Annotated in this window: 14 protein-coding genes and 2 pseudogenes; 8 read left to right on the top strand and 8 right to left on the bottom strand. The window is 66.7% G+C overall.

Going from position 1 to position 19,160, the window contains the following annotated elements; genetic code table 11:
• The first annotated feature begins 213 nt into the window (after positions 1 to 213).
• Positions 214 to 2,079, top strand: a complete 1,866-nt coding sequence (locus AC5RW2_RS11445) for an APC family permease (RefSeq protein WP_494073916.1) — start codon at positions 214 to 216, stop codon at positions 2,077 to 2,079.
• Positions 2,080 to 2,259: 180 nt separating this feature from the next.
• Positions 2,260 to 2,829, top strand: coding sequence for a hypothetical protein (locus AC5RW2_RS11440; protein ID WP_494073915.1), 570 nt, complete (start codon positions 2,260 to 2,262; stop codon positions 2,827 to 2,829).
• Here AC5RW2_RS11440 and AC5RW2_RS11435 read toward each other — a convergent pair.
• The 5 genes from AC5RW2_RS11435 to AC5RW2_RS11415 all read right to left on the bottom strand — a co-directional run bounded on the left by AC5RW2_RS11435 (position 2,734) and on the right by AC5RW2_RS11415 (position 12,149).
• Complete coding sequence (locus tag AC5RW2_RS11435; RefSeq protein ID WP_494073914.1) at positions 2,734 to 4,311, bottom strand: dynamin family protein; 1,578 nt, start codon at positions 4,309 to 4,311, stop codon at positions 2,734 to 2,736. The two genes, AC5RW2_RS11440 and AC5RW2_RS11435, sit on opposite strands and share 96 nt — an antisense overlap.
• Positions 4,308 to 6,137, bottom strand: coding sequence for a dynamin family protein (locus AC5RW2_RS11430; RefSeq protein ID WP_494073913.1), 1,830 nt, complete (start codon positions 6,135 to 6,137; stop codon positions 4,308 to 4,310). The genes AC5RW2_RS11435 and AC5RW2_RS11430 overlap by 4 nt, the downstream gene beginning before the upstream one ends.
• Positions 6,138 to 6,249: 112 nt before the next feature.
• Positions 6,250 to 7,437 carry an IniB N-terminal domain-containing protein gene (locus tag AC5RW2_RS11425; RefSeq protein ID WP_494013730.1) on the bottom strand — a complete coding sequence of 396 codons (1,188 nt, stop codon included), beginning with the start codon at positions 7,435 to 7,437 and terminating at the stop codon, positions 6,250 to 6,252.
• Between the two features lie 210 nt (positions 7,438 to 7,647).
• Entirely contained in the window at positions 7,648 to 10,116 is a 2,469-nt protein-coding gene (locus AC5RW2_RS11420; protein WP_494073912.1) for a LuxR C-terminal-related transcriptional regulator, read from the bottom strand.
• A gap of 107 nt (positions 10,117 to 10,223) precedes the next feature.
• Entirely contained in the window at positions 10,224 to 12,149 is a 1,926-nt protein-coding gene (locus AC5RW2_RS11415) for an Hsp70 family protein (RefSeq protein WP_494073911.1), read from the bottom strand.
• Positions 12,150 to 12,704: 555 nt separating this feature from the next.
• On the opposite strand from AC5RW2_RS11415, the gene AC5RW2_RS11410 reads away from it, so the two are divergent.
• The 6 genes and pseudogenes from AC5RW2_RS11410 to AC5RW2_RS11385 all read left to right on the top strand — a co-directional run bounded on the left by AC5RW2_RS11410 (position 12,705) and on the right by AC5RW2_RS11385 (position 16,861).
• Positions 12,705 to 13,283, top strand: a complete 579-nt coding sequence (locus AC5RW2_RS11410; RefSeq protein WP_494024218.1) for a DUF1697 domain-containing protein — start codon at positions 12,705 to 12,707, stop codon at positions 13,281 to 13,283.
• A gap of 146 nt (positions 13,284 to 13,429) precedes the next feature.
• Positions 13,430 to 13,693, top strand: coding sequence for a PLD nuclease N-terminal domain-containing protein (locus AC5RW2_RS11405; protein WP_494024217.1), 264 nt, complete (start codon positions 13,430 to 13,432; stop codon positions 13,691 to 13,693).
• A 69-nt stretch (positions 13,694 to 13,762) separates the two neighbouring features.
• Positions 13,763 to 14,095: pseudogene (locus tag AC5RW2_RS11400) on the top strand (hypothetical protein); the annotation flags it as partial.
• Positions 14,096 to 14,147: 52 nt separating this feature from the next.
• Positions 14,148 to 14,798 (top strand): NAD(P)-dependent oxidoreductase, encoded by a 651-nt coding sequence (locus AC5RW2_RS11395; RefSeq protein WP_494073910.1) that lies wholly within the window; start codon positions 14,148 to 14,150, stop codon positions 14,796 to 14,798.
• A 153-nt stretch (positions 14,799 to 14,951) separates the two neighbouring features.
• A complete protein-coding gene (locus AC5RW2_RS11390) occupies positions 14,952 to 16,085 on the top strand; it encodes an L-talarate/galactarate dehydratase (protein ID WP_494013725.1) in 1,134 nt (377 codons plus the stop codon).
• An 80-nt stretch (positions 16,086 to 16,165) separates the two neighbouring features.
• Positions 16,166 to 16,861, top strand: a complete 696-nt coding sequence (locus tag AC5RW2_RS11385) for a FadR/GntR family transcriptional regulator (RefSeq protein ID WP_494000864.1) — start codon at positions 16,166 to 16,168, stop codon at positions 16,859 to 16,861.
• Between the two features lie 108 nt (positions 16,862 to 16,969).
• Here the strand turns inward: AC5RW2_RS11385 and AC5RW2_RS11380 are convergent, their stop codons facing one another.
• From AC5RW2_RS11380 to AC5RW2_RS11370, 3 genes and pseudogenes are all read right to left on the bottom strand, one after another.
• Complete coding sequence (locus AC5RW2_RS11380; RefSeq protein ID WP_494000865.1) at positions 16,970 to 17,365, bottom strand: universal stress protein; 396 nt, start codon at positions 17,363 to 17,365, stop codon at positions 16,970 to 16,972.
• Positions 17,362 to 18,888 carry a tripartite tricarboxylate transporter permease gene (locus tag AC5RW2_RS11375; RefSeq protein WP_494000866.1) on the bottom strand — a complete coding sequence of 509 codons (1,527 nt, stop codon included), beginning with the start codon at positions 18,886 to 18,888 and terminating at the stop codon, positions 17,362 to 17,364. The genes AC5RW2_RS11380 and AC5RW2_RS11375 overlap by 4 nt, the downstream gene beginning before the upstream one ends.
• An 87-nt stretch (positions 18,889 to 18,975) precedes the next feature.
• Positions 18,976 to 19,160, bottom strand: a pseudogene (locus AC5RW2_RS11370) (tripartite tricarboxylate transporter TctB family protein); the annotation flags it as partial.

Below are 19,160 nucleotides of genomic sequence, written 5' to 3'. Positions count from 1 at the left end.
TTTTCTCGTTCCCGGTCAATGACGGATCTATACTGTGGGAGCGCCCTGCGACAGGGCCCCGGGCAACGGGGCCCGCCCGGCCGGGGCGACAGGAGAAAATCGGTGCGCTGGTCGCTCGAACATACGGTCCCGGCTATTGTCCCGAGGCCGGCTCCCCCGCCGCCGCTTCGCCGCGCGCTTAGCCGCTGGCTGTTGATGGACAAAGTTCCGCCGGTGGGCCGCGAAAGCGCAGCGCGCGGGACGCCCCATCCCTGGTGGAAGGTCGTGTGCCTGACCGGCGTTGACTACTTCTCCACGCTCTCTTACCTGCCCGGAATTGCCCTGATCGCTGCGGGACCGCTGTCGCCGCTGGCAACGCTGCTCATTGTGGGGCTCACCTTGCTGGGAATGCTCCCGCTCTACCGGCGCGTGGCGGCGGAGAGCCCGCACGGCGAAGGCTCGGTGGCCATGCTCGACCGGCTCCTGCCGTTTTGGAAGGGGAAGGTTGTTATCCTCGTCCTGCTCGGTTTCGTTGCCACATCGTGGATCATCACCATCACACTCTCGGCCGCCGACGCAACGGTGCATTTGCTCGAGAATCCCTACTCTCCCGGCTTCTTGCAGGGCCACCCGGTTCCAGTCACCGTCGTGCTGCTGTTGGTCCTCGGGGGCATCTTCCTGATCGGATTCGGCGAGGCTGTAGCCATTGCCGTGCCCCTGGTGACCGCGTTTGTGATCCTGAATGCGGCCGTCATCATGGCCGGCCTGTCGCTCATCTCGCAGGACCCCGGCCGCATCAGCGACTGGGCGCAGGCCATGGCCGTTGCCAGCCCCGGCCCCGGCAACCTGGCCTTGGCCCTGCTGCTGGCATTTCCTCTGCTGATCCTGGGCCTGTCTGGATTCGAGACCGGCGTGAGCATGATGCCGCTCGTGGCGTCCGAGGGGCACACTCCCGCACAACGCCTCGCCTCACGGGTCCGCAATACCCGCAAGATGCTGACGTGTGCTGCGGCTGTTATGAGCGGTTTCCTGATGGGCAGCAGCTTCGTGACGGCCGTCCTCATCCCGCCCGAGGCCTACGCCGCCGGCGGCCCCGCGGATGGCCGGGCCCTCTCCTATCTTGCGCACGCACTGCTCGGCGAGGGGTTCGGCACGATCTATGACGCGGCAACGGTTCTGATCCTGTGGTTCGCGGGAGCCTCGGCGATGGCCGGGCTGATCAACATCGTCCCGCGTTACCTGCCGCGCTTCGGAATGGCCCCCGAATGGACCAGTGCGATCCGGCCCGTCGTCCTGGTCTACACCGGGGTCAGCATCCTGCTCACCGTGGGTTTCGGGGCGGATGTCAACGCGCAGGCCGGAGCCTACGCCACAGGCATCCTGGCCATGATGGTGTCAGCGGCCGTCGCTGTCGCCGTCACGACTGCACGCCGCCACAAACGCCGCACCGCTGCCGGGTACGGCGCCCTCAGTTTGGTGCTGCTCTACGCACTGCTGGCCAACGTCCTGGAAAAACCCGAGGGCATCGGCATCTGCGGGCTGTTCATCGTCGGCATGGTCGGCGTCTCGCTCGTCTCCCGCGTCGCCCGCACCATAGAACTCCGCGCCGAACGTATCGAATTCGACCAGACTGCCCGGCGGTTCATCAGCGATTCCTTGGACAACGACGGCTCGCTGAACATCATCGCCAAGCGCCGGCCCGGCAACCACGACGATTACAGTGCCAAGGAAGACGCGCAGCGGCACATGAATCCGGTCCCGGGGACGGCGGACGTCCTGTTCCTCGAAATCGACATCGTGGACCCTTCGGCCTTCGCCAAGGTGCTTCGCGTCCGCGGCATCGACGTCGGCGGGTACCGGGTGCTTCGTGCGGAAAGCCCCGCGGCCCCGAATGCTATTGCCGCCATCCTCCTGGCCGTGCGGGACGCAACGGGTGTTCGCCCCCATGCCTATTTCGAATGGTCTGAAGGCAATCCGCTCGGCCACCTCTTCCGCTATCTGCTCCTGGGAGAGGGAGACACGGCTCCCGTAGTGCGCGAAATCATCAGGCAGAATGAGCCTGACCCTGCCCACCGGCCCGGGATCCATGTGGGCGGATAGCGGCGGCGGAAGCCCGCCCTGACCGCTGAGATGCCGCACGCCGCCGTCGTCGTGGGCACGGCGGCCGGAGGGCGGTCACGCCCGGGCACGAGCATTGCGGTCGCTTTGGGTGGCGGCTAGATTATCTCCATGTCTCAGGAACCAGGGATGGGGGCGCCTGGAGCTCAGGGAACCGGGGGAATGTCCGGCGAACCGGAACGTCCCGCGCCACCGCGTCCGCAGATGTCCGACCTCACGCCGCCTCCGATCATCGGGACTTTGGTGCCGCCGCCTGCTGTCAAGAGGGTCCGCGCCTTGTGGATCCTCAGTTTTGTTTCGGGAGTGATTGCGGGGATCTTCGCGTATTTCGCGCAGGAGGAGATCCTCAAGCACCTGCGCGGGCTCATCGACGGTTTGGAGCAGGGCGCCGACAAGGAGACCGTGGAAGCGCTCGCGGTCGTGGTTTTCTGGGGAACCCTGGGCGTGCTGGCGCTCGTAATGCTGATCGAGGCCGTGCTGCTGCGGGCCCTTATGCGCCGGCATGGCAAAGTGCGCTTCGTGCTGCTCGCCATGCTGTTCGTCCACGGGGCGGTGACCCTGCTGGCCGACGAATTCCTGGCCGCTCCCGGCGATCAGGAATTGGGCATCAGGATCATGCTGGTTCTGCAGCTGGTGCTAGCCGGCGCGGCGGTAATCGCCAGCGTCCTGAGCGGGGCCAACCAATGGTTCCGTGCCGAGCACCAGGGGCGGCGAGGCAGGCCGCCTGCCTGAAGCAGGCTGCATTCCGGCCAATAGTTCCTCGCAGCTGCGAATGACGGTCTGGCAGACCTCGGCGACGGCACGGCCGCGCAGCGGGTCGCCGGCCACGGCGTGCCAACGTCTCAGGCACGCCACGGCGTGCTCCCGCAGGACCTCGCCCGGGGCGTCACGCGGAAGCCCCAGGCGTTCGGGCGCCGAGACGCCTTCGCCGCCGATCATCCGTTCAGCTTCGGCGGCCAACTCCGGCTCCAACGGCAGCCCGGTGGTGCGGGCGGCCGCCAGCAGACGCAGTTCACGGAAGGCGTGGGCGCTGGCGAGCAGCCGTTCCAAGCCGGCCGCGACTCCCGCGGCGCCCGGGCGGGGGTGGTCGTTCAGCAGCTTTTCGACGCCGACCAGGGCCGTCCGGGCTTTCAACTGTCCGGCCCGGGCTTGGAACTGCCCGGTCATCACGGCCAGCAATTCGTCCAGCCCGCTGCGGCGGGCCAGTTCGTGGGCCAGCGCGGTCGGCTCCGAGATGCCTCCACGGAGCAGCGCGGCTGCCAGCCGGAGCCCGAAGAGCCCGAACCTGTCCAGCAACTTGGCCCGCGCTTCCGGCGTGGCGGACAGCGGGCCTCCCGGACGGACGAAGCGGTCGGCGGACAGCAGGAGCAGCTCCCGTTCCCGCCTGTCCAAGGAAGCGAGCTCGGCGAGGACGGCGTATTCCGCCTGCCGCAGGCTGCGCGCCGACTGGGCCAGCAGGCCGGCGATCGGCACTACCCCGAGGGCCAGTGAACGCAACGCGCCGTCACGGCGGTACCGCGCAGCGATGTCCCGGGCGGAGAGCATGGCGTCGATCCGGCCGGACCCAACCTCGTCCGCACGGGACAATACCGCCATTGCGTTGACGGTACCGCTCTGGCCGGCCGCGGTATCACGGAAGGACTCCAAGAAACCCAGGTCGGACGCGTGCAGGTGCCGCAGCAGGTAGATGATCGCGTCGGCTTCCGAGGGCGCGTCGGCCGGCGTCAGGAAATCGGTGGAGCGGGCCGACACGTCCCGGGAGAGCGAGGCAATGCCCGGCGTGTCGATCAACGTCACGTCCCGCAGGGTTCGGGACGGCCAGTCCACCACGAGCCTGTCGACGTCCTCTGCCTGGACCCCGCCGAGCTCGAACACCAACCGGCCGTCGGTGCGCTTGGTCGGCAGGTCCCGGGGCGCTCCAGAACGCGGGTGCATGGTAATCCGCGGAGTGTCGCCGAAGCGGTACCAGGTGACCACCCGGGTGCACTCTCCCGTGTCGGTCGGGGCAATCTCTTCGCCGATAATGGCGTTGAGCAGCGTTGACTTGCCCGCTTTGACCATGCCCGCAATGGCGATCCGCAGCGGCTCGTCGAGGCGGCGGGCATACTCCTCCAACACCTGACGCACGGCCGGTTCGTCGCGGTAGGCTGCAATCGCTTCCTGGACCAGCGCGCGGGCCGCTTCGACGTCCGCTCCGGCTGCCGCGGTATTCATGCCTGTCCAGCCACTTGCGGTGCAGCGTCCAGCGCCAACGCCTGCTTGCGCAGCGACTCCACGAGTGCAAGGGACGCCTTGAGCTCCTTGATCCGCAGGTCGCGTTCCTGGTGGAACCGGCTTGCCGCCTTCTGTGCCGCCAGTACCGAATCCGCCAGCGAGCGATGGTGCTCTTCGGCCAGTTCGGTGAAGTGGTCGCGGGTGGCCCGCTGGACGATCCTGAGCCGGTCCTTGAGCTGCTTGCCCACCTGGAACACGACCTCATCGACTTGTTTCCGGACCAGGGCCTTGGCCTCCGATTGGCGGCGCTTCAACCGGGCTTCCTTGTCTTCGCGGTAGGCCTTGCCTCCCAGCAGCAGGCCGGCGCCGACCGAGATCGGGTTGATCAGCGCCATGCCCGCGATCCCGGTGAGGAGGCCGAACATCAACACACCGCCGTACGAACCCCGCATGCCGATCAGTATTTTCTGGACCGTTCCAAGGCGTCCTGCATCCAGATCCGGGATTTCCTCGACCGGGTCGAGCACGTTCTCAGTGGAATCGACCTGCAGCAACGGGAGGGTCACGTCGTCCTGGTTGAAGTGCTCGGCGACCTTTTCCGCCAGCCACAACGACCTTTCGTTCGTCCACACGAAGGTGTCGGACACGGCCGCGGCCACACGCTGTTCCAGCCAGTGCACAAACTGTTCCCACTGCGGACCGGGATCCCCGGCATCAATGGACTGCTCGGCGTCCCGCAAAATGCTGCGCAGCCGGTCTCGCAAGTCGTATTCCATATCGGCGATGAGATCGCTCATGCCGTCATTGAGCGTGACCTGCCAGCGGGAAGAACGACGGCGGAGCTCGTCGGCGCGTTCCTTGGCCGTTTCCAGCTCGGCCAGCATCTCCGGGGTGCCGTCCGGATTCTCCAGCGCGCTCAGTTCGGACTTCAGCGACAGCCGCAGATGGTCCATGGCGGAAATCAGGTCCTGCGCCACGGACCGCCGCTGGAGCCGCTCGGTCTGGTCCAGGATCTTTTGCCGGAGGTAGGCCACCAGCTCCGGAAATCCCGATTCGGCGTTCAGTTCGCTGTCACGCATTTCGGCCGCCCGGAGGCGAAGTTCCGAGGAGACCGGAATCAGCGGCACGTCTGCCCCGATCCGCTTCAAATGGCCCCTGTCCAGTTCGGCCACGCGGCGCCATTGCGGGTACAAATCCGTCTTGGACAGGACGCCGGCCACATTGGGGCAAATCCGTTGCGCCTGCCGCAGGAACCGGATCTCCGGTTCGGTGAACTCCTGGGATGCGTCCGAGACCAACAGCACGGCGTCCGCCGTCGGCAATGCCGTCAGCGTGGTGAGGGTATGGGCCGAGTCCAATCCCCCGACCCCCGGCGAGTCCACCAAGGCGAGTCCGCCGTGCAGGACCTTCCGGGGCAGGGAGACTTCCGCGGCTGCCAGCCGGCGCTCGTTGCCCGGATTCCCCCGTTCCGAGACGTGCTCGGCGAGCTCGTCCAAGGCGACCGGGCGACGCTCCAGTTCAACGTCCCCGTCGCCGGAGTCGGCGCGTTCCTTCGGAACCAGGATCACGGCTGAGGCAGGCTCCCCGTGCTTGACCACCGTCGGCACCGAGGTGGCGACGTCGTCGTCGATGGGACAAACCGGCGCATTTACCAGGGCGTTAATGAGCTGGCTTTTGCCCTGCTTGAATTCGCCGACGACGATCACCCGGGTGGTCGGATCCTGCAATCGCTTGCGGGTCTGTTCCAGGCGCCGCTGCAAGTCTGCGCGCTCACCCTTCTTGGCCAATTCCTGGCCCTGATCCACCAGCTTGACGAGCTCGACCACCGTATCCCCTTTTGACTTCCGGCCCCGCGGCCGGACCGTGACACTGTCCAGCAGGAGGTCCCCCGGCCTCCTGCTGGACAGCTGATCTGTCGTGATTCAGTTATCGGGTCGGTTAGAAGTCGACCTCTTCGGCAACAACGCTGTCTTCGATGTCCACTTCGTTGTCCGCGACGATGACGGAGTCGTTGACGGAGTTGTCGGTGAACTCGGCGTTGATGTCGTCCACCTGCACGTCCGTGTTCGTGGAGCTGTCGTTGAACGAATCCTCGACCTCGACCTCGTTGAACGAATCCTCGACCTCGACCTCGTTGAAGGAATCCTCCACGTTGATATCGGTGGTGGAATTGTCCTCGTTGAACGAGTCCTCGACCTCGATCTCGGTGGTATTGCCGTTGTACGAGTCCTCGATCTCCACGTTGGTGGAGTTGTCGGTCGAGTAATCCTTCGAATGGTCGGAGTTGTCGTTGAAGGAGTCTTCCACCTCGACGTCCAGGTCGACATCCGTGTTGTAGGAGTCCTCGTTGTAAGAGTCCTCGTTGTAGGAATCCTCATTGTAGGAATCCTCGACGTTGAAGGAGTCCTCGACGGAGATGTCGGTATCCCCGACGGTCACATCGCCCTCAATGTCACCGGTTGTCACGGTGGTGGAGTTGTCGGTCGAGTAATCCTTCGAGTAGTCGTTGGAGTTATCCGTCGAGTTATCCACGGTGGCGTCCCCGCCAGCCGCAACAGAGTCGTCGCCCGAGGCGATCACGGCGTCGTTGTCGAACCACTGATTCACGTCGCCGTCGGCCCAGATGTTTTGGTTGACGGACTGGTCCGTGATGGTGTCCCGATCGTCGATCGTAGAGGTGTACGAGTAGTTGTTTACGATGTGCGTCAGTTGCTGCACAGCGTGGGCGTGGTCATCATGGTCGTTGCCCCTGCCGCCGCCGTGACCGTGGTCATCGTCGTCATGGCCGCCACCCCCGTGGCCGCCTCCGCCGTGGCCCCCGCCACCGTGGCCGCCGCCGCCCCAGCCACCGCCATTGTTGCCGGAGTTGTCGCTGGACCAGTCGCCGGTGTCGCCGCCGGAGTGGTTTCCGCCGGTGTTGTACTCGCGGTCGAAGGACGAGCTGGCATCCACGGGAGCGTAGTCGAGGATGACCGGCATGATGGCGTCCACATCATCGGAGCACACGTCGCCCAGGCCGGCCTCGGCGAGGGCGGCCTCCGGGTCTGCCTGGAATTCGGCGGCTGCGCGCGGATCACGGAGCAGATTCATGATGAATTCGAGAAGAGAGCTTGCGAGCGTAGGCATTATGTGAATCCCCATTCTTATTCCTACTGGATCTGGCCAAAATTATGGATGGTGGCCCGCCGAGCTGAGTTGCTTGGCTTGGTTCAAAGCTACGGCCGGGCTGCTGTCGCCCGCATCGGGGCTTCCTCCCCCGCCGCCCGCCCCCTCCAGGGGGATCGCGGTGGACGGGGACTAGGTAGGGAGGGGCCCAAGGCCCGGAAATCCGCGAAATTACTGCGGGGAACTGTCTTCGCCGAGCGCAAGCCGCAACTGGGTCAGGAGTTCGGCGCGGTTCGAAGCTCCTAGCCGCCGTCGAATACGCGCTATGTGGTGCTCGGCGGTACGCGGCGAAATGAAAATCGCGGCCCCGATCTCCCGGTACGTCTTGCCCTCCAGTACCAACCGGGCGACTTCGCGCTCCCGCTCACTCAAGACGGCGCTTTCCTGTCCCAGTGCTGCTCCGGCGGGGACCGCTGCCTGCCCGCCGGGCTCGGTGACGGTGACGTCGGCAGGCGCGTCCATGGTCCCGCGCGTGCCGGGATGCAGGTCTCTGGCGCAAGCCAAGAGGCGGCTCATGTCCTTGCGCTCGTCCGCGTGCGCTGCCGCGTGCCCGGCGAGGCGCGCCCCGTCCCAGGTGAGGCCGACGGTTGCGAGCGCCCGGGCGGACTCCTCCACCAGCTTCGGATCGATCCTGCCGGCCAGCACCGTTACCCACGCCCGGCCGGCCGCCGCGAGCACGCCCGCCAGTCGGTACGTCCCCGAGGCCCGGACCAGCGCCGAGGCATGCGGGGCGAGCTCGCTGGGGCTGTCCGCCAAAAGGGCCGCCTGGACCGCATACCAATGCAGCGAGGTAGACCACAGCGCCGGTTCGCCCAATCTGCCCAGCAGCGCCCAAGCCTCCGTCAAATGCGGCTGCAGCCTCGCGGAATCACGCAGGCGGGCAGCGGCTACTGCCAGTTCGCCGAGCGGCAAAAGGCTGTAGAGATCGACGGCGACGTGCAGCAGCCGGCCCCGCGCCCGGTCCCAGGCGCGCACCAAGGCAGCGGTGTCATCGGTTCGCCGCGCCAGCCCGACCTGCAGGGCGTCCAGCAACAATTCGTCGCGCGGGGTGGGACGGATTCCGCTGGCGGTCGCCTCTGCGATGGCAGCCCCGGCGCTGTCCGGGTGGTCCTGCAGCATGGCGACCCAGGCCCGCAGGAGCAGCAGCCTCAAGCGGGCGGCCGGGCCTCCCTGGCGGCCGCGCAGAGCGTCGTCGAGGACGGCTGCCGCTACGGGGAGCTCACCGCTGTGCAGGGCCACCAAGGCCGCGAGGGCTGCAGGGCTGTCCGGCAGCGGAATGGCGGCGCCGGAGGCCGTGAGCATGTCGGAAGCCCGCACCAGGGCCGGCAGCGCCTGCTCGGTGTGCTCGCCGATCGACGCGACGATGCCTTGTCCCATCAACGAGACGGCCACGTTCGTCAGGGTTGGCGAGTTGTCGGCGTGGTTGCCGGCAAGCAGGCTTCGAGCCTGGTCGGGGTCACCCGTACCGATCATGACGACGGCGGCCAGAGCCCTGGACGCCTCCGTGGCGGGTGATCCGAGCCACCGGTAGACCTGGGCGCTGCGCGCCAGCATGCCCCGCTGCGCCCACAGCGACGCCGCCACGTCCGCTCCGCGGAGCCTGTCCGGTGCCTCCGGCTGAGCCAGGAGACGGTCAAGGATGCGGCCGGCTGCTTCGAGGTCTCCGGAGGCCAGTGCCGCCTGGGCCCGGCGCGCCGCCGTTGCCGTTTCATCGGCGCCGGCTGCCGCCGCTTCACCGTACAGTGTCGCGGCCACCCCGGGCTCGGAAGCCAGGGCGCCGTCGCCGGCGTCTTCAAGGACGCGGGCCACGCGTGCATCCTGGAGTCCGCCCCGAACCAGTCCGCGGGCCACGTCCACGGGCGCCGGTGCGGTGTTGTTGGCTAAACAGTCGGCCAGGGCCCGCTGAAAGGCCCGGACGTGGTGCTGCGGGGTGACATGAAGCAGGACGTTGCGCATGAGCGGAGCAAGGTTTCCCTCGGGCAGCACCAACCCTGCGGCCGTGGCCTGCGACATCAGCGGCCCGATTCCGCCGGGCAGCTCCCGCAGTCCGGAAGGCAGCGGCCCGGCTGGATCGAAACCGACGGCCAGGGCCAGCAGCAGCTCCCGGAGATTGGGTTCCAGCCGTTCGAGCTCGTGGCCCACATGGTTGACCAACCCGCCGAACTTCACCGGATCTGACGGTATTGGGCGGGCATCGTCGATCGCTTCCAACACATGCTGGACCAGCCAAGGCAGGCCCCCGGTCAGCCGGAAGACCTGATCAAGGACGGGAGCAGGAAGCCGGTCAGAGCGGACAGCTGCTGCGTGCCGGGCAATATCGTTACGGGTCCAGGGCCCCAACAACACCGGCCGCCGGTGCGCCTCCAACACCGCCGTCAGCCGCTGCAACGCCGGCAACTTCGGCCAAGACCGGTAGGCGACCACGAGGTTCACGTTCTGCCCGTCGGCCAACCGATGGACGCGCTCCAGTTCGGCGTCGTCCAACTGGTGGGCGTCGTCGATCAGTACCGTGGTTCCTTCGTCCACAGGGTCTTTCCCCAGTGCGTGCCTGCCCGAGCTGACGGGGACGCCTGCTTCCTCACAGGCCGCCGCCAAGTTTTCCAGCAGCAGGCTCTTGCCCGATCCTCCCGGACCGGACACGGTAGCCAGTAAACGCGACGCGGGTTCCGTCGCGGCTTCCGTCAGCAGTTGCGCGGCATCCCGGTTCACTAGACGGCGCGCCGCCGGCTGCGCCGGTGTCGCACCTGTCATGCCGGCCCCGGAGCAGGCGCATCGGTGGGGTCACCCGACGGTGCCGGCGGCTGCGGCGGGTCCACCCAGGCTGGCGCGGTCGGCGGAGGATCGACAACCACCGTCTCTGACGGTGTTGATGAGGGCTCCGGCGCGGGCTCCGGGGCAGGTTCCGGCGCAGGGTCGGGGGCCGGAGGCGGCAGCACCGGATCCGGTTCCGGTGTCGTTGTCGGCACAGCCGGAACACTCGGTTCCGGCTCGGGGGCGGGAGGTTGGGGAGTGGTGCCTGGCTGTGGAGCCGCGGGCGGCACGGGGGTTCCCGTCGGTCCCGGGGCAGGAGTGTTGGTGCCGTTGTCCGGCTTCGATCCGGGGCCCTGCCCGGAATCGCCGGCCGGCGTAGACACGCCTCCCGGGCGAGTCGACGGTTGGCCGTTCGGCGTCGTCGTCGCCCGGTCCTGCGCGTAGGTCACCTGGTCCTGCGCGAAGCCCGCAGTGCCGCCATAGCCCGGCGAGCCTTCCGGGCTCGGAGCCGCTGCGCCGGAGGACGTTGCAGCTGAGTTCTCCCAAAAGACCACGGGACTCATGCCAGGCTGCGCCGGTTCAGCCGCCATCACGGAATTGGCCGGCCCGGCCCCTTCGCTTTCCTCCGGAGCTCCCCCGGGTACGTGGCCGTTCCGCTCCGCGGCGCTGCCTTGGGCGACGCCCGGTTGGGAACCGAACAGGCCGAATTCGTGAGGGCTCTGGGCGGCGGTTGCCGTCAACGCCGTGAGGGCCGCGACCGCCACTGTTACGGCAGCGGCGCGCATAGCCAGCACGGGTTTCCGTGCGGTGCCGGCGCCTTCCACCGCGGACGCGGCGTGGGCGTGGAAGTGTGGTTGCGGAAAGGCGCGGCCTTCGGCCGCGACGGCTTCCGGCACCGGCCGGGGCTCCGGATCCGCAGCGTGTTCGGATGGCACCGCGAGCCTGTTTCGGGCCGCGAAGTACGCGGCCCCCAGGCTGATGGCGGCCTTCGGGTCCGCATCCACCGCGAGAGGACGGTTCAGTTCGGCGGACAGCAATTGGGCAACCAAGGGGATGCGGGACGAGCCGCCGGTCAAGAGGACGGCGGTGAGGTCCTCGGCAGCCACTTGCGCTGTGTCGAGGGCCCGGCGCAGGGATTGGAGCGTGTCCCGCACCAGCTCCTCGATCATGCCCTCAAACTCGGACCGCACCAGGCGGACGCCTGTCTGCAGCTCCGGCAGCAACACAGGGATCGTTGCCTCGGAATCGGCCGAAAGCGCTTCTTTGGCTTCCACGCATTCCCGCCGGATACGGTCCAGCGCCACGCGTGCTTGCGTCGAAGTGGGATCCACCGCGCTCAGCCCGCCGTCCAGGCTGGCGACGACGTGCGCGAAGACGACGTCGTCGACATCAGCTCCACCCACCCGCTCCAAACCTTCCGGTTTGCCCAGCAGCGTGAATGAGGCTGCGTCACCCTTGTGCAGGACTGCCGCGTCGAAGGTACCGCCGCCGAAGTCATAGACGGCGACCAGGCTCCCCGTGCCCACGCGGTTTTGGGAGGCGTAATGGAGCGCGGCTGCTTCCGGCTCGCTCAACAACATGACGTCGGCGAGCCCTACGCCGGCCAAGGCGTCACGGATCAGTCCGGTCTTGTAGTCACCCCAGCTGGCCGGATGCGACACCACTACGGCTTCCGGAGCTTCGCCTTCACGTTCCTGGGCGCGGTCTACGACCCACCGGACCACGGCGGCGAAAATGTCCTCAGGTGCGACAAACAGGTCTCCGACCATCATCGGCACCGAGTCGCCGATCCGCCGCTTGAATTCTCGAACCACCCGGTCAGGGGACGTCGTGCCCCGCCGTTCGGCTGCCTCTCCGACCAGAACTGCGCCGTCTTCGCCTACATAGATCACCGACGGCACGGCCGCCGCACGTGAACCCAAGTGGACAGCCTGCGGCTGCTGAGGCTTTCGGTCTCCGCTCCCGTATCGCGCTGTCGCTGCTGCCGTGAAACTTGTGCCGACATCGACACTCAGTACATAAGCCATGAATCCCCTCAGGTACGTCCAGCAAGGAACGTCCCCCACCGCTTCTTTATACTGTCTCCAGAGTCATGCTCTGATTCCCCCTAGGCGGGCGGTATCCATCCGCCCGTGTCCCCATGAAGCCGCTGCTAAATGACGCCCTCAGCCGCCGCCAACCGCAGTTCCCCACACTTGGATCCGGCGTCCTTCAGAAAGCCGTTCCGTTACATTCAGCCTAGGAGGGGTGACGTGCTTAGACAAGGGAATGGATCCCCCGTTTAACAGGCATGAGCAACACGAAATTTGGTGAATGGTTTAGTCCTTCGACGGCCTATTTCCTCGATTTTGCAGCTCCCTGGTGATACATATGCGAAGTCGCGTACCTTGCCTCGCCTAGTCCCTGAATGGGTAGACCGTGAAGCGATCACGGCCGGTGCATACAATGATTTCCTGTCCATCCGACCCCGGAGCACCATGAAAAATAAATACGGCGAATCCGGTTCCTTACGGACTTATGGCGTGTTTTTGCGCGGCATCAACGTTGGAGGCGTCCGGATTGCCATGAAGGACTTGCAGCGGGTCCTCACCGAAGCCGGTTTCGGGCAGGTGGAGACCGTCCTCGCCTCGGGCAACGTCGTGCTGCGCGCGGAGACCCAAGACCCCGGCGTGGTCAAGCAAAGAGTCGAAGCGAGCTTGCGGACGGCTTTCGGCTACGACGCCTGGGTCATCGTCAAGACTCCCAGCGAGCTGGCCGCCATCGTCGAGGGCTACCCGTTCACCCCGGCCGACGACGGCGTTCCCCGGCACGCTTACGCGGTGCTCACCACGGGTGAGGATGTTGTGGAACAACTGCTCGAGGACTGCCCGGAACTTTCGCCCGAAGAACGGGCGTCTCCGGGGGGCGACGTCCTGTACTGGGAGGTGCCCAAAGGCAACACTTTGGAGTCCAAACTGTCCAAGCAAATGGCCAAAACGATGTACAAGCCGGTGACGACCACCAGGAACCTCAACACGTTGCACAAGATGCTGGCCAGGTTCCGCACGGAGGGCTGAGGCGGCCCCTGCTACCGGGGGAGGAGTGGAACCGCCCGAACTCATCCTCCCGGCGGATAGCCGCGGCGCCGGTGCGATTCTAGACTCGTGTTTGTTGCGGCCTTGTTATGGCCGGCGGCCGGTCACGGCCAAGGAAGGGGGATCCTATGCTGTTCGACTCGGTCACGTGGATATCGGCTGCCGTCTGTGCCGGTCCATTTGCCCTCTTCCTGGCGGTCGGAGCGCTGGTCAGCATCGGGCGGAGCAAACGGCAGCGGTCGGCGAAAGCCGGCTGGTCCCTGCTGGTGCTCGCGGTGCCCATCCTTGGCCCCCTGGCGTGGTTCCGGACGGCATCGCGCCGGGCCGCCGCTCATACGGCCCAGCCGGACACCCGGCCGGCGAAGCAGGCGACGGGGCCCCTTGTTCCCTAAAGGCCCGCCCGCGAAAACGGCCAGCGGTTCCGCGGGACGGATGGAACGTGTCCCGCCGGGTATCGGTCCATGCAGTATCCGTGTTGGACGCGCCTCCGCGAAGGTCCTTACTCTTCTGGCATGACCACCCGTACGGCCGTGCGCGCCGCTGCTCCCACACCCTCCGACGGCCGGCAGGTCCTTCAGGTTGGACCGGTGAACCCCGTTGTCACCGCCGCCTTGGCGGATGAGTTCGGCGCACTGTTGCTCCCGGACGGCCCGGAACGCGGCGATTTCCTGCTGCGGCACGCCCCCGGCATCCGCGTGGCGGTGTGCTCCGGCCGCCATGGTGTCGGCTCCGACCTGATGCGCCGGCTGCCGAACCTCGAAGCCATCGTAAACTTCGGCGCCGGCTACGACGCCACCGACGTCGAGCAGGCAAACGAACGCGGCATCCACGTCAGCAACACCCCGGATGCTCACCGATTGCGTGGCCGACACCGCGCTGGCCCTCTATCTGGATGTACTGCGCCGAACCAGCGCCGCCGACCGGTTCGTCCGCCTCGGCGGATGGGCCTCAACCACGTCCTACTCACTGACCACGCGGGCCTCCGGCAGAAAGGTCGGCATCCTCGGCCTGGGCCGGATCGGCCAGGCCATCGCCAAGCGGCTGGAAGCGTTTAACTGCGAGATCCACTACCACAGCCGCCGCGCCGTCGAAGACTCGGGCTACGCGTTCCACTCCTCCCCCGCCGAACTGGCCGAGGCCGTCGAGGTGCTCGTCATCGCGGCTGCCGGAGGACCGGAGACGGTGAACCTGGTCGACGCCGGGGTGCTGGCCAAGCTCGGCGCGGGAGGCTACCTGATCAACATCGCCAGCGGCACCATTGTGGACGAACATGCCCTGGTCTCCGCCTTGGCCGGAGGACGCCTGGCGGGCGCAGGGCTGGACGTCTTTGCCGACGAACCGCATGTGCCGGCCGAACTGATGGAGCTGGAGAACGTGGTCCTGTCACCGCACATCGGCAGCGGCACCCGTGAGACCCGCGCCGACATGGCCGCATTGACACTGGAGAACCTGCGCAGCTACCTGCGCGACGGCTCGTTGGTAACCCCGATCGGCTAACCCCGTGCCCGGCCCGGCGCCGGGAAATCCGCAGGTCGACGCGGGGTAAAACCGGGTTTGGCTCTGGCAAGCGTCGCCCTGGAGCAATACTTGTATAACAAGTGCGCGACTTGTACAATCAGTCACAGTAGCCATCCCCGCGTAAGGACCGCCATGCCCTACACCGCCGATGCCATCCGGCACGTCAAGCTCTCCACTGCCACGCTGCCGCTGGCCACGCCCATCTCTGACGCCAAGGTCTTTACCGGGCGCCAGAAGCCCATGACGGAAGTCGTCTTCCTCTTTGCCGAAATCACCACCGTGCAGGGACACGAGGGCCTGGGCTTCAGCTATTCGAAACGGGCCGGCGGCCCGGCGCAATACGCCCACGCGACGGAAGTCGCCGAGGCGATGCTCGGCGAGGACCCCAACGACATCGCCAAGCTCTACAACAAGCTGCTTTGGGCAGGCGCGTCGGTGGGCCGGTCCGGCGTCGCCACCCAGGCCCTGGCCGCGCTCGACATAGCGCTCTACGACCTCAAGGCCAAGCGGGCAGGGCTCCCGCTGGCCAAGTTCCTCGGCGCGCACCGGGACTCGGTCCGGACCTACAACACCTCCGGTGGCTTCCTCAACGCCTCCATCGACGAGGTCAAGGACCGCGCGAGCCGTTCCCTTGCCGACGGCATTGGCGGCATCAAGATCAAGGTCGGCCTGCCGGACTCGGCCGAGGACCTGCGCCGTGTCGCCGCGGTCCGCGACCACATCGGCGACGGCGTGCCGCTGATGGTGGACGCGAACCAGCAGTGGGACCGGGCCACCGCCCTCCGGATGGGCCGCCGCCTGGAGCAGTTCGACCTGGTCTGGATCGAGGAACCGTTGGATGCCTACGACGCCGAAGGCCATGCCGCGCTGGCCGCTGCCCTGGACACCCCGATTGCCACCGGCGAGATGCTGGCTTCGGTGGCCGAACACGAACGCCTGATCGCCGCCCGCGCGTGCGACATCATCCAGCCCGACGCTCCCCGGGTCGGCGGCATCACGCAGTTCCTGCGCCTGGCCACGCTGGCGGACCAGGCCGGGCTGGACCTCGCGCCGCACTTCGCGATGGAGATCCACCTCCACCTGGCCGCCGCCTACCCGCGCGAGCCCTGGGTGGAGCACTTCGACTGGCTGGACCCGCTGTTCAACGAGCGCCTCGAGACCCGCGACGGCCGGATGATCGTCCCGGACCGTCCGGGCCTCGGCTTCACCTTCAGCGAACAGGCGCGCGCCTGGACCACGGACAGCGTGGAGTTCGGCCGCGCCTAGCCTTATCCCATGACGACGACGGTGCCGCGCACCGTCGTCGTTCCCCTCTCACCCTGCCCTAGAGAAAACGGGAGCGATTGTTGAAACCGAACCTGACGGTCACCTTGGTTGACGACCTGCGTCGGCGCATTGTCGACGGCGATATCGCTCCCGGCGACAAGCTGCCCAGCGAGAACACGCTGATCGCAGAGCACGGCGTGAGCCGCACAGTGGTGCGCGAGGCCATCACCCGGCTGCAGGCGGAGGGACTTGTGCATACCCGGCGCGGCAGCGGGAGTTTCGCGCTGACGCCACCGGCGGAAGCGGAAGGCCCCCGCGGCCTCCGGCCCGTGCGGACTCTGGAGGACCGGAGGGCGCTGGTGGAGTTCCGCACCGGCGTGGAAAGCGAAGCCGCTGCCTTGGCCGCCGTCCGGCGAACCGACCAGCAGTTGGCGGCCCTGCGCGCCGCAAACGCTGACTTCTCTCGCTCCGGTTCCAACCCGGCCGCGGCCTTATCCCACGACTTCGAGTTTCACCGCACCGTCGCCGAGGCCAGCGGCAACCCCTACTTTCTGGATGCGATCGCGGCCCTCGGCCCGGCCATGATTGCCATGCCCCGCTACCGGCTGGAGGCCAGCGGATCCGAAGCCGAAACGTCCCGCCTCTCGGCCGTGGCGTCCGAACATGCGGCGGTGCTGGCCGCAGTGGAAGCCGGCGATGCACTGGCCGCGGCTGCCGCCATGCGCACCCACCTGGTCAATTCGCGGCTGCGGTTGGAGAGCGAATCCGGGCACTGATTACCCCGGGAACTGCACCCGCCGTAAGGTCACTGGGTCCGGATACGGAACCGGCAGCAGACCAAAGTCTGCTGCCGCTTCGCTGTTGCGGGGGTGAACCGGCTATGGCTACTCGGCTGCCTTGACGGCCAACACCGGCCGGTCTGCCTGCAACAGGATGCGCTGAGCGTGCGAACCCATGATGAATTTGCCCACCTGCGTGCGCTGGCGCAGACCGATGACAATGAGCGAGACCTCGCGTTCGCTGGCGAGCTCAAGGATCTCGTCGGCCAGGTCGTCGCGGTGGGTGGGGCGAAGCACTTCTGCGGCCACGCCCGCCTCATTGGCTGCCGACTTCAGGCGGAGGAGGTCGTTCTCCGATGCCACGGTTTTATCCACCAGCACCCCTTCACGGGTGGAGTTGACAATCAGCAGGTCTTCACCGCGGAGCTTGGCTTCCGCGATGGCGGCGGACACGGCTGCCTCTCCCACGGGGGTGGGTACATAGCCGACGAGGATGCTCATGCGTTCTCCTTGGTTTCGGTGCGAGCTTGGGTACGGGAGTTTTTCCGGCGCTCTATGGCGGACTTGACCATCGGCCAGACAGCGACCAGCACGAACAGAACTACCAGCGTGCCGGAGATCGGCCGGCCCATGAATCCGGCGACGTCTCCGTCGAGCACCAACAGCGAACGCCGCAGGCTGGACTCGAGCAGCGCACCGAGCACGAAGGCCAACACCAGCGGTCCAGGCTCGAATCCGAATTTTTTCATCAGGTACCCGACGGCGCCGAAGAGGACCACCAGCAGCACGTCGAACATCGAGTTGCGGATGGTGTAGGCGCCAAGCAAGGTGATCAGTGCGGTGATCGGAGCGAGGATGGCGGCGCGCACCCGCAGGATGCGGACGAACAAGCCGACCAGCGGGATGGACATGATCAGCAGCAGGATGTTGCCGATGTACATCGAGTTGACCACACCCCAGAACAGATCCGGGTTCTCGACAATGAGCTGCGGGCCCGGGGTTACGCCCTGAATGAGCAGCGCGCCGAAGATGATCGCCATGGTGGCATTGGCGGGAATGCCCAAGGTCAGCAGCGGAATAAAGGAGCTTGTCGCCGCGGCGTTGTTGGCGGTCTCCGGACCGGCAACACCCTCCACGGCGCCCTTGCCGAAGCGTTCCGGGTTCTTGGCGCGCTTCTTCTCCACGGCGTAGGCGGCGAGCGAGGAGATCGTGGCGCCGCCGCCAGGCAGGATGCCCAGGAAGAAGCCGAGCACAGAGCCGCGCCCGATAGCCCCGGCCGACTGCTTGAGGTCCTTCTTGGACGGCCAAACGTTTGCCACTGTTGCCGGCGCTTGGGCCGCGCGGTGGCGTTCTTCCAGGTTGTAGAGAATCTCGCCGACGCCGAACAAGCCCATGGCCACCGGGACAAAGTCGATGCCGTCGGCCAGACTCAGGTTGCCAAACGTGAAGCGTTCGGCACCGGTGAAAATGTCGCGGCCCACGGTGGCCAGCAGAAGTCCGAAGGCGGCGGCGATCAATGCCTTGATTTTGGCGCCGTTGCTGATCGTGGCGACCAGCAGGATGCCGACCATGGCCAAGGCTGCGTACTCGGGCGGGCCGAAGTCCAATGCGAAGCCTGCCACCAGCGGGGCGAGGAAGGTCAAACCGATGATGGCCACCGTGCCGCCGATGAAGGAGCCGATGGCGGCGATGCCCAGCGCCGTTCCGGCTTTGCCCTTCCTAGCGAGCTGGTAGCCGTCGAAGACGGTGACGACGGAGCTGGCTTCGCCCGGAAGTCGCAACAGCACCGAGGTGATAGTGCCGCCGTATTGTGCGCCGTAGAAGATGCCCGCCAACATGATGATGGCCGTGACGGGCTCGATCCCGTAGGTCAGCGGCAGCAGGATGGCGATGGTGGCTGCCGGACCGAGGCCAGGCAGTACGCCGATCAGCATGCCGATAACAACACCCAGCAGGCAGTACAGCAGGTTGGAGGGCTCTAGGACGACGCCGAAGCCGTCCATGACCGGTTGCAGGAAATCCATGCGAGAACCTTTGGATCAGTGGGCGAGGGTGGGGCGCGAGGGTCCCACGTTGGCGGCAAAGCCGACACCGTGGGAGTGCACAACCCGCTAGAACAGGTGGGGAATCGACGTTCCCAGGGCAAGGATGAAGATGGCGTAGAACGCGGCAACAATCAGCAGCGAGTAGATGATGGCGCCACGCCAGGATTCACCGCCGAGGAACTTCATCCAGACCAGGCAGAGGAGCAGTGCAGGGACCTCGAAGCCGATCAGCGGCATCAGCAACACCATGA

The organism is Arthrobacter sp. B0316-1-20, assembly GCF_059091865.1.
This window is presented reverse-complemented; position numbering and strand designations above follow the sequence as displayed.

Excerpts from the sequence above, each read along its gene's own strand:
- AC5RW2_RS11440 (WP_494073915.1), top strand. The coding sequence starts at position 2,260 with ATGTCCGGCGAACCGGAACGTCCCGCGCCACCGCGTCCGCAGATGTCC.
- AC5RW2_RS11395 (WP_494073910.1), top strand. The coding sequence starts at position 14,148 with ATGCTCACCGATTGCGTGGCCGACACCGCGCTGGCCCTCTATCTGGAT.
- AC5RW2_RS11410 (WP_494024218.1), top strand. The coding sequence starts at position 12,705 with ATGAAAAATAAATACGGCGAATCCGGTTCCTTACGGACTTATGGCGTG.
- AC5RW2_RS11375 (WP_494000866.1), bottom strand. The coding sequence starts at position 18,888 with ATGGATTTCCTGCAACCGGTCATGGACGGCTTCGGCGTCGTCCTAGAG.
- AC5RW2_RS11380 (WP_494000865.1), bottom strand. The coding sequence starts at position 17,365 with ATGAGCATCCTCGTCGGCTATGTACCCACCCCCGTGGGAGAGGCAGCC.
- AC5RW2_RS11435 (WP_494073914.1), bottom strand. The coding sequence starts at position 4,311 with ATGAATACCGCGGCAGCCGGAGCGGACGTCGAAGCGGCCCGCGCGCTG.
- AC5RW2_RS11405 (WP_494024217.1), top strand. The coding sequence starts at position 13,430 with ATGCTGTTCGACTCGGTCACGTGGATATCGGCTGCCGTCTGTGCCGGT.
- AC5RW2_RS11425 (WP_494013730.1), bottom strand. The coding sequence starts at position 7,437 with ATGCCTACGCTCGCAAGCTCTCTTCTCGAATTCATCATGAATCTGCTC.
- AC5RW2_RS11390 (WP_494013725.1), top strand. The coding sequence starts at position 14,952 with ATGCCCTACACCGCCGATGCCATCCGGCACGTCAAGCTCTCCACTGCC.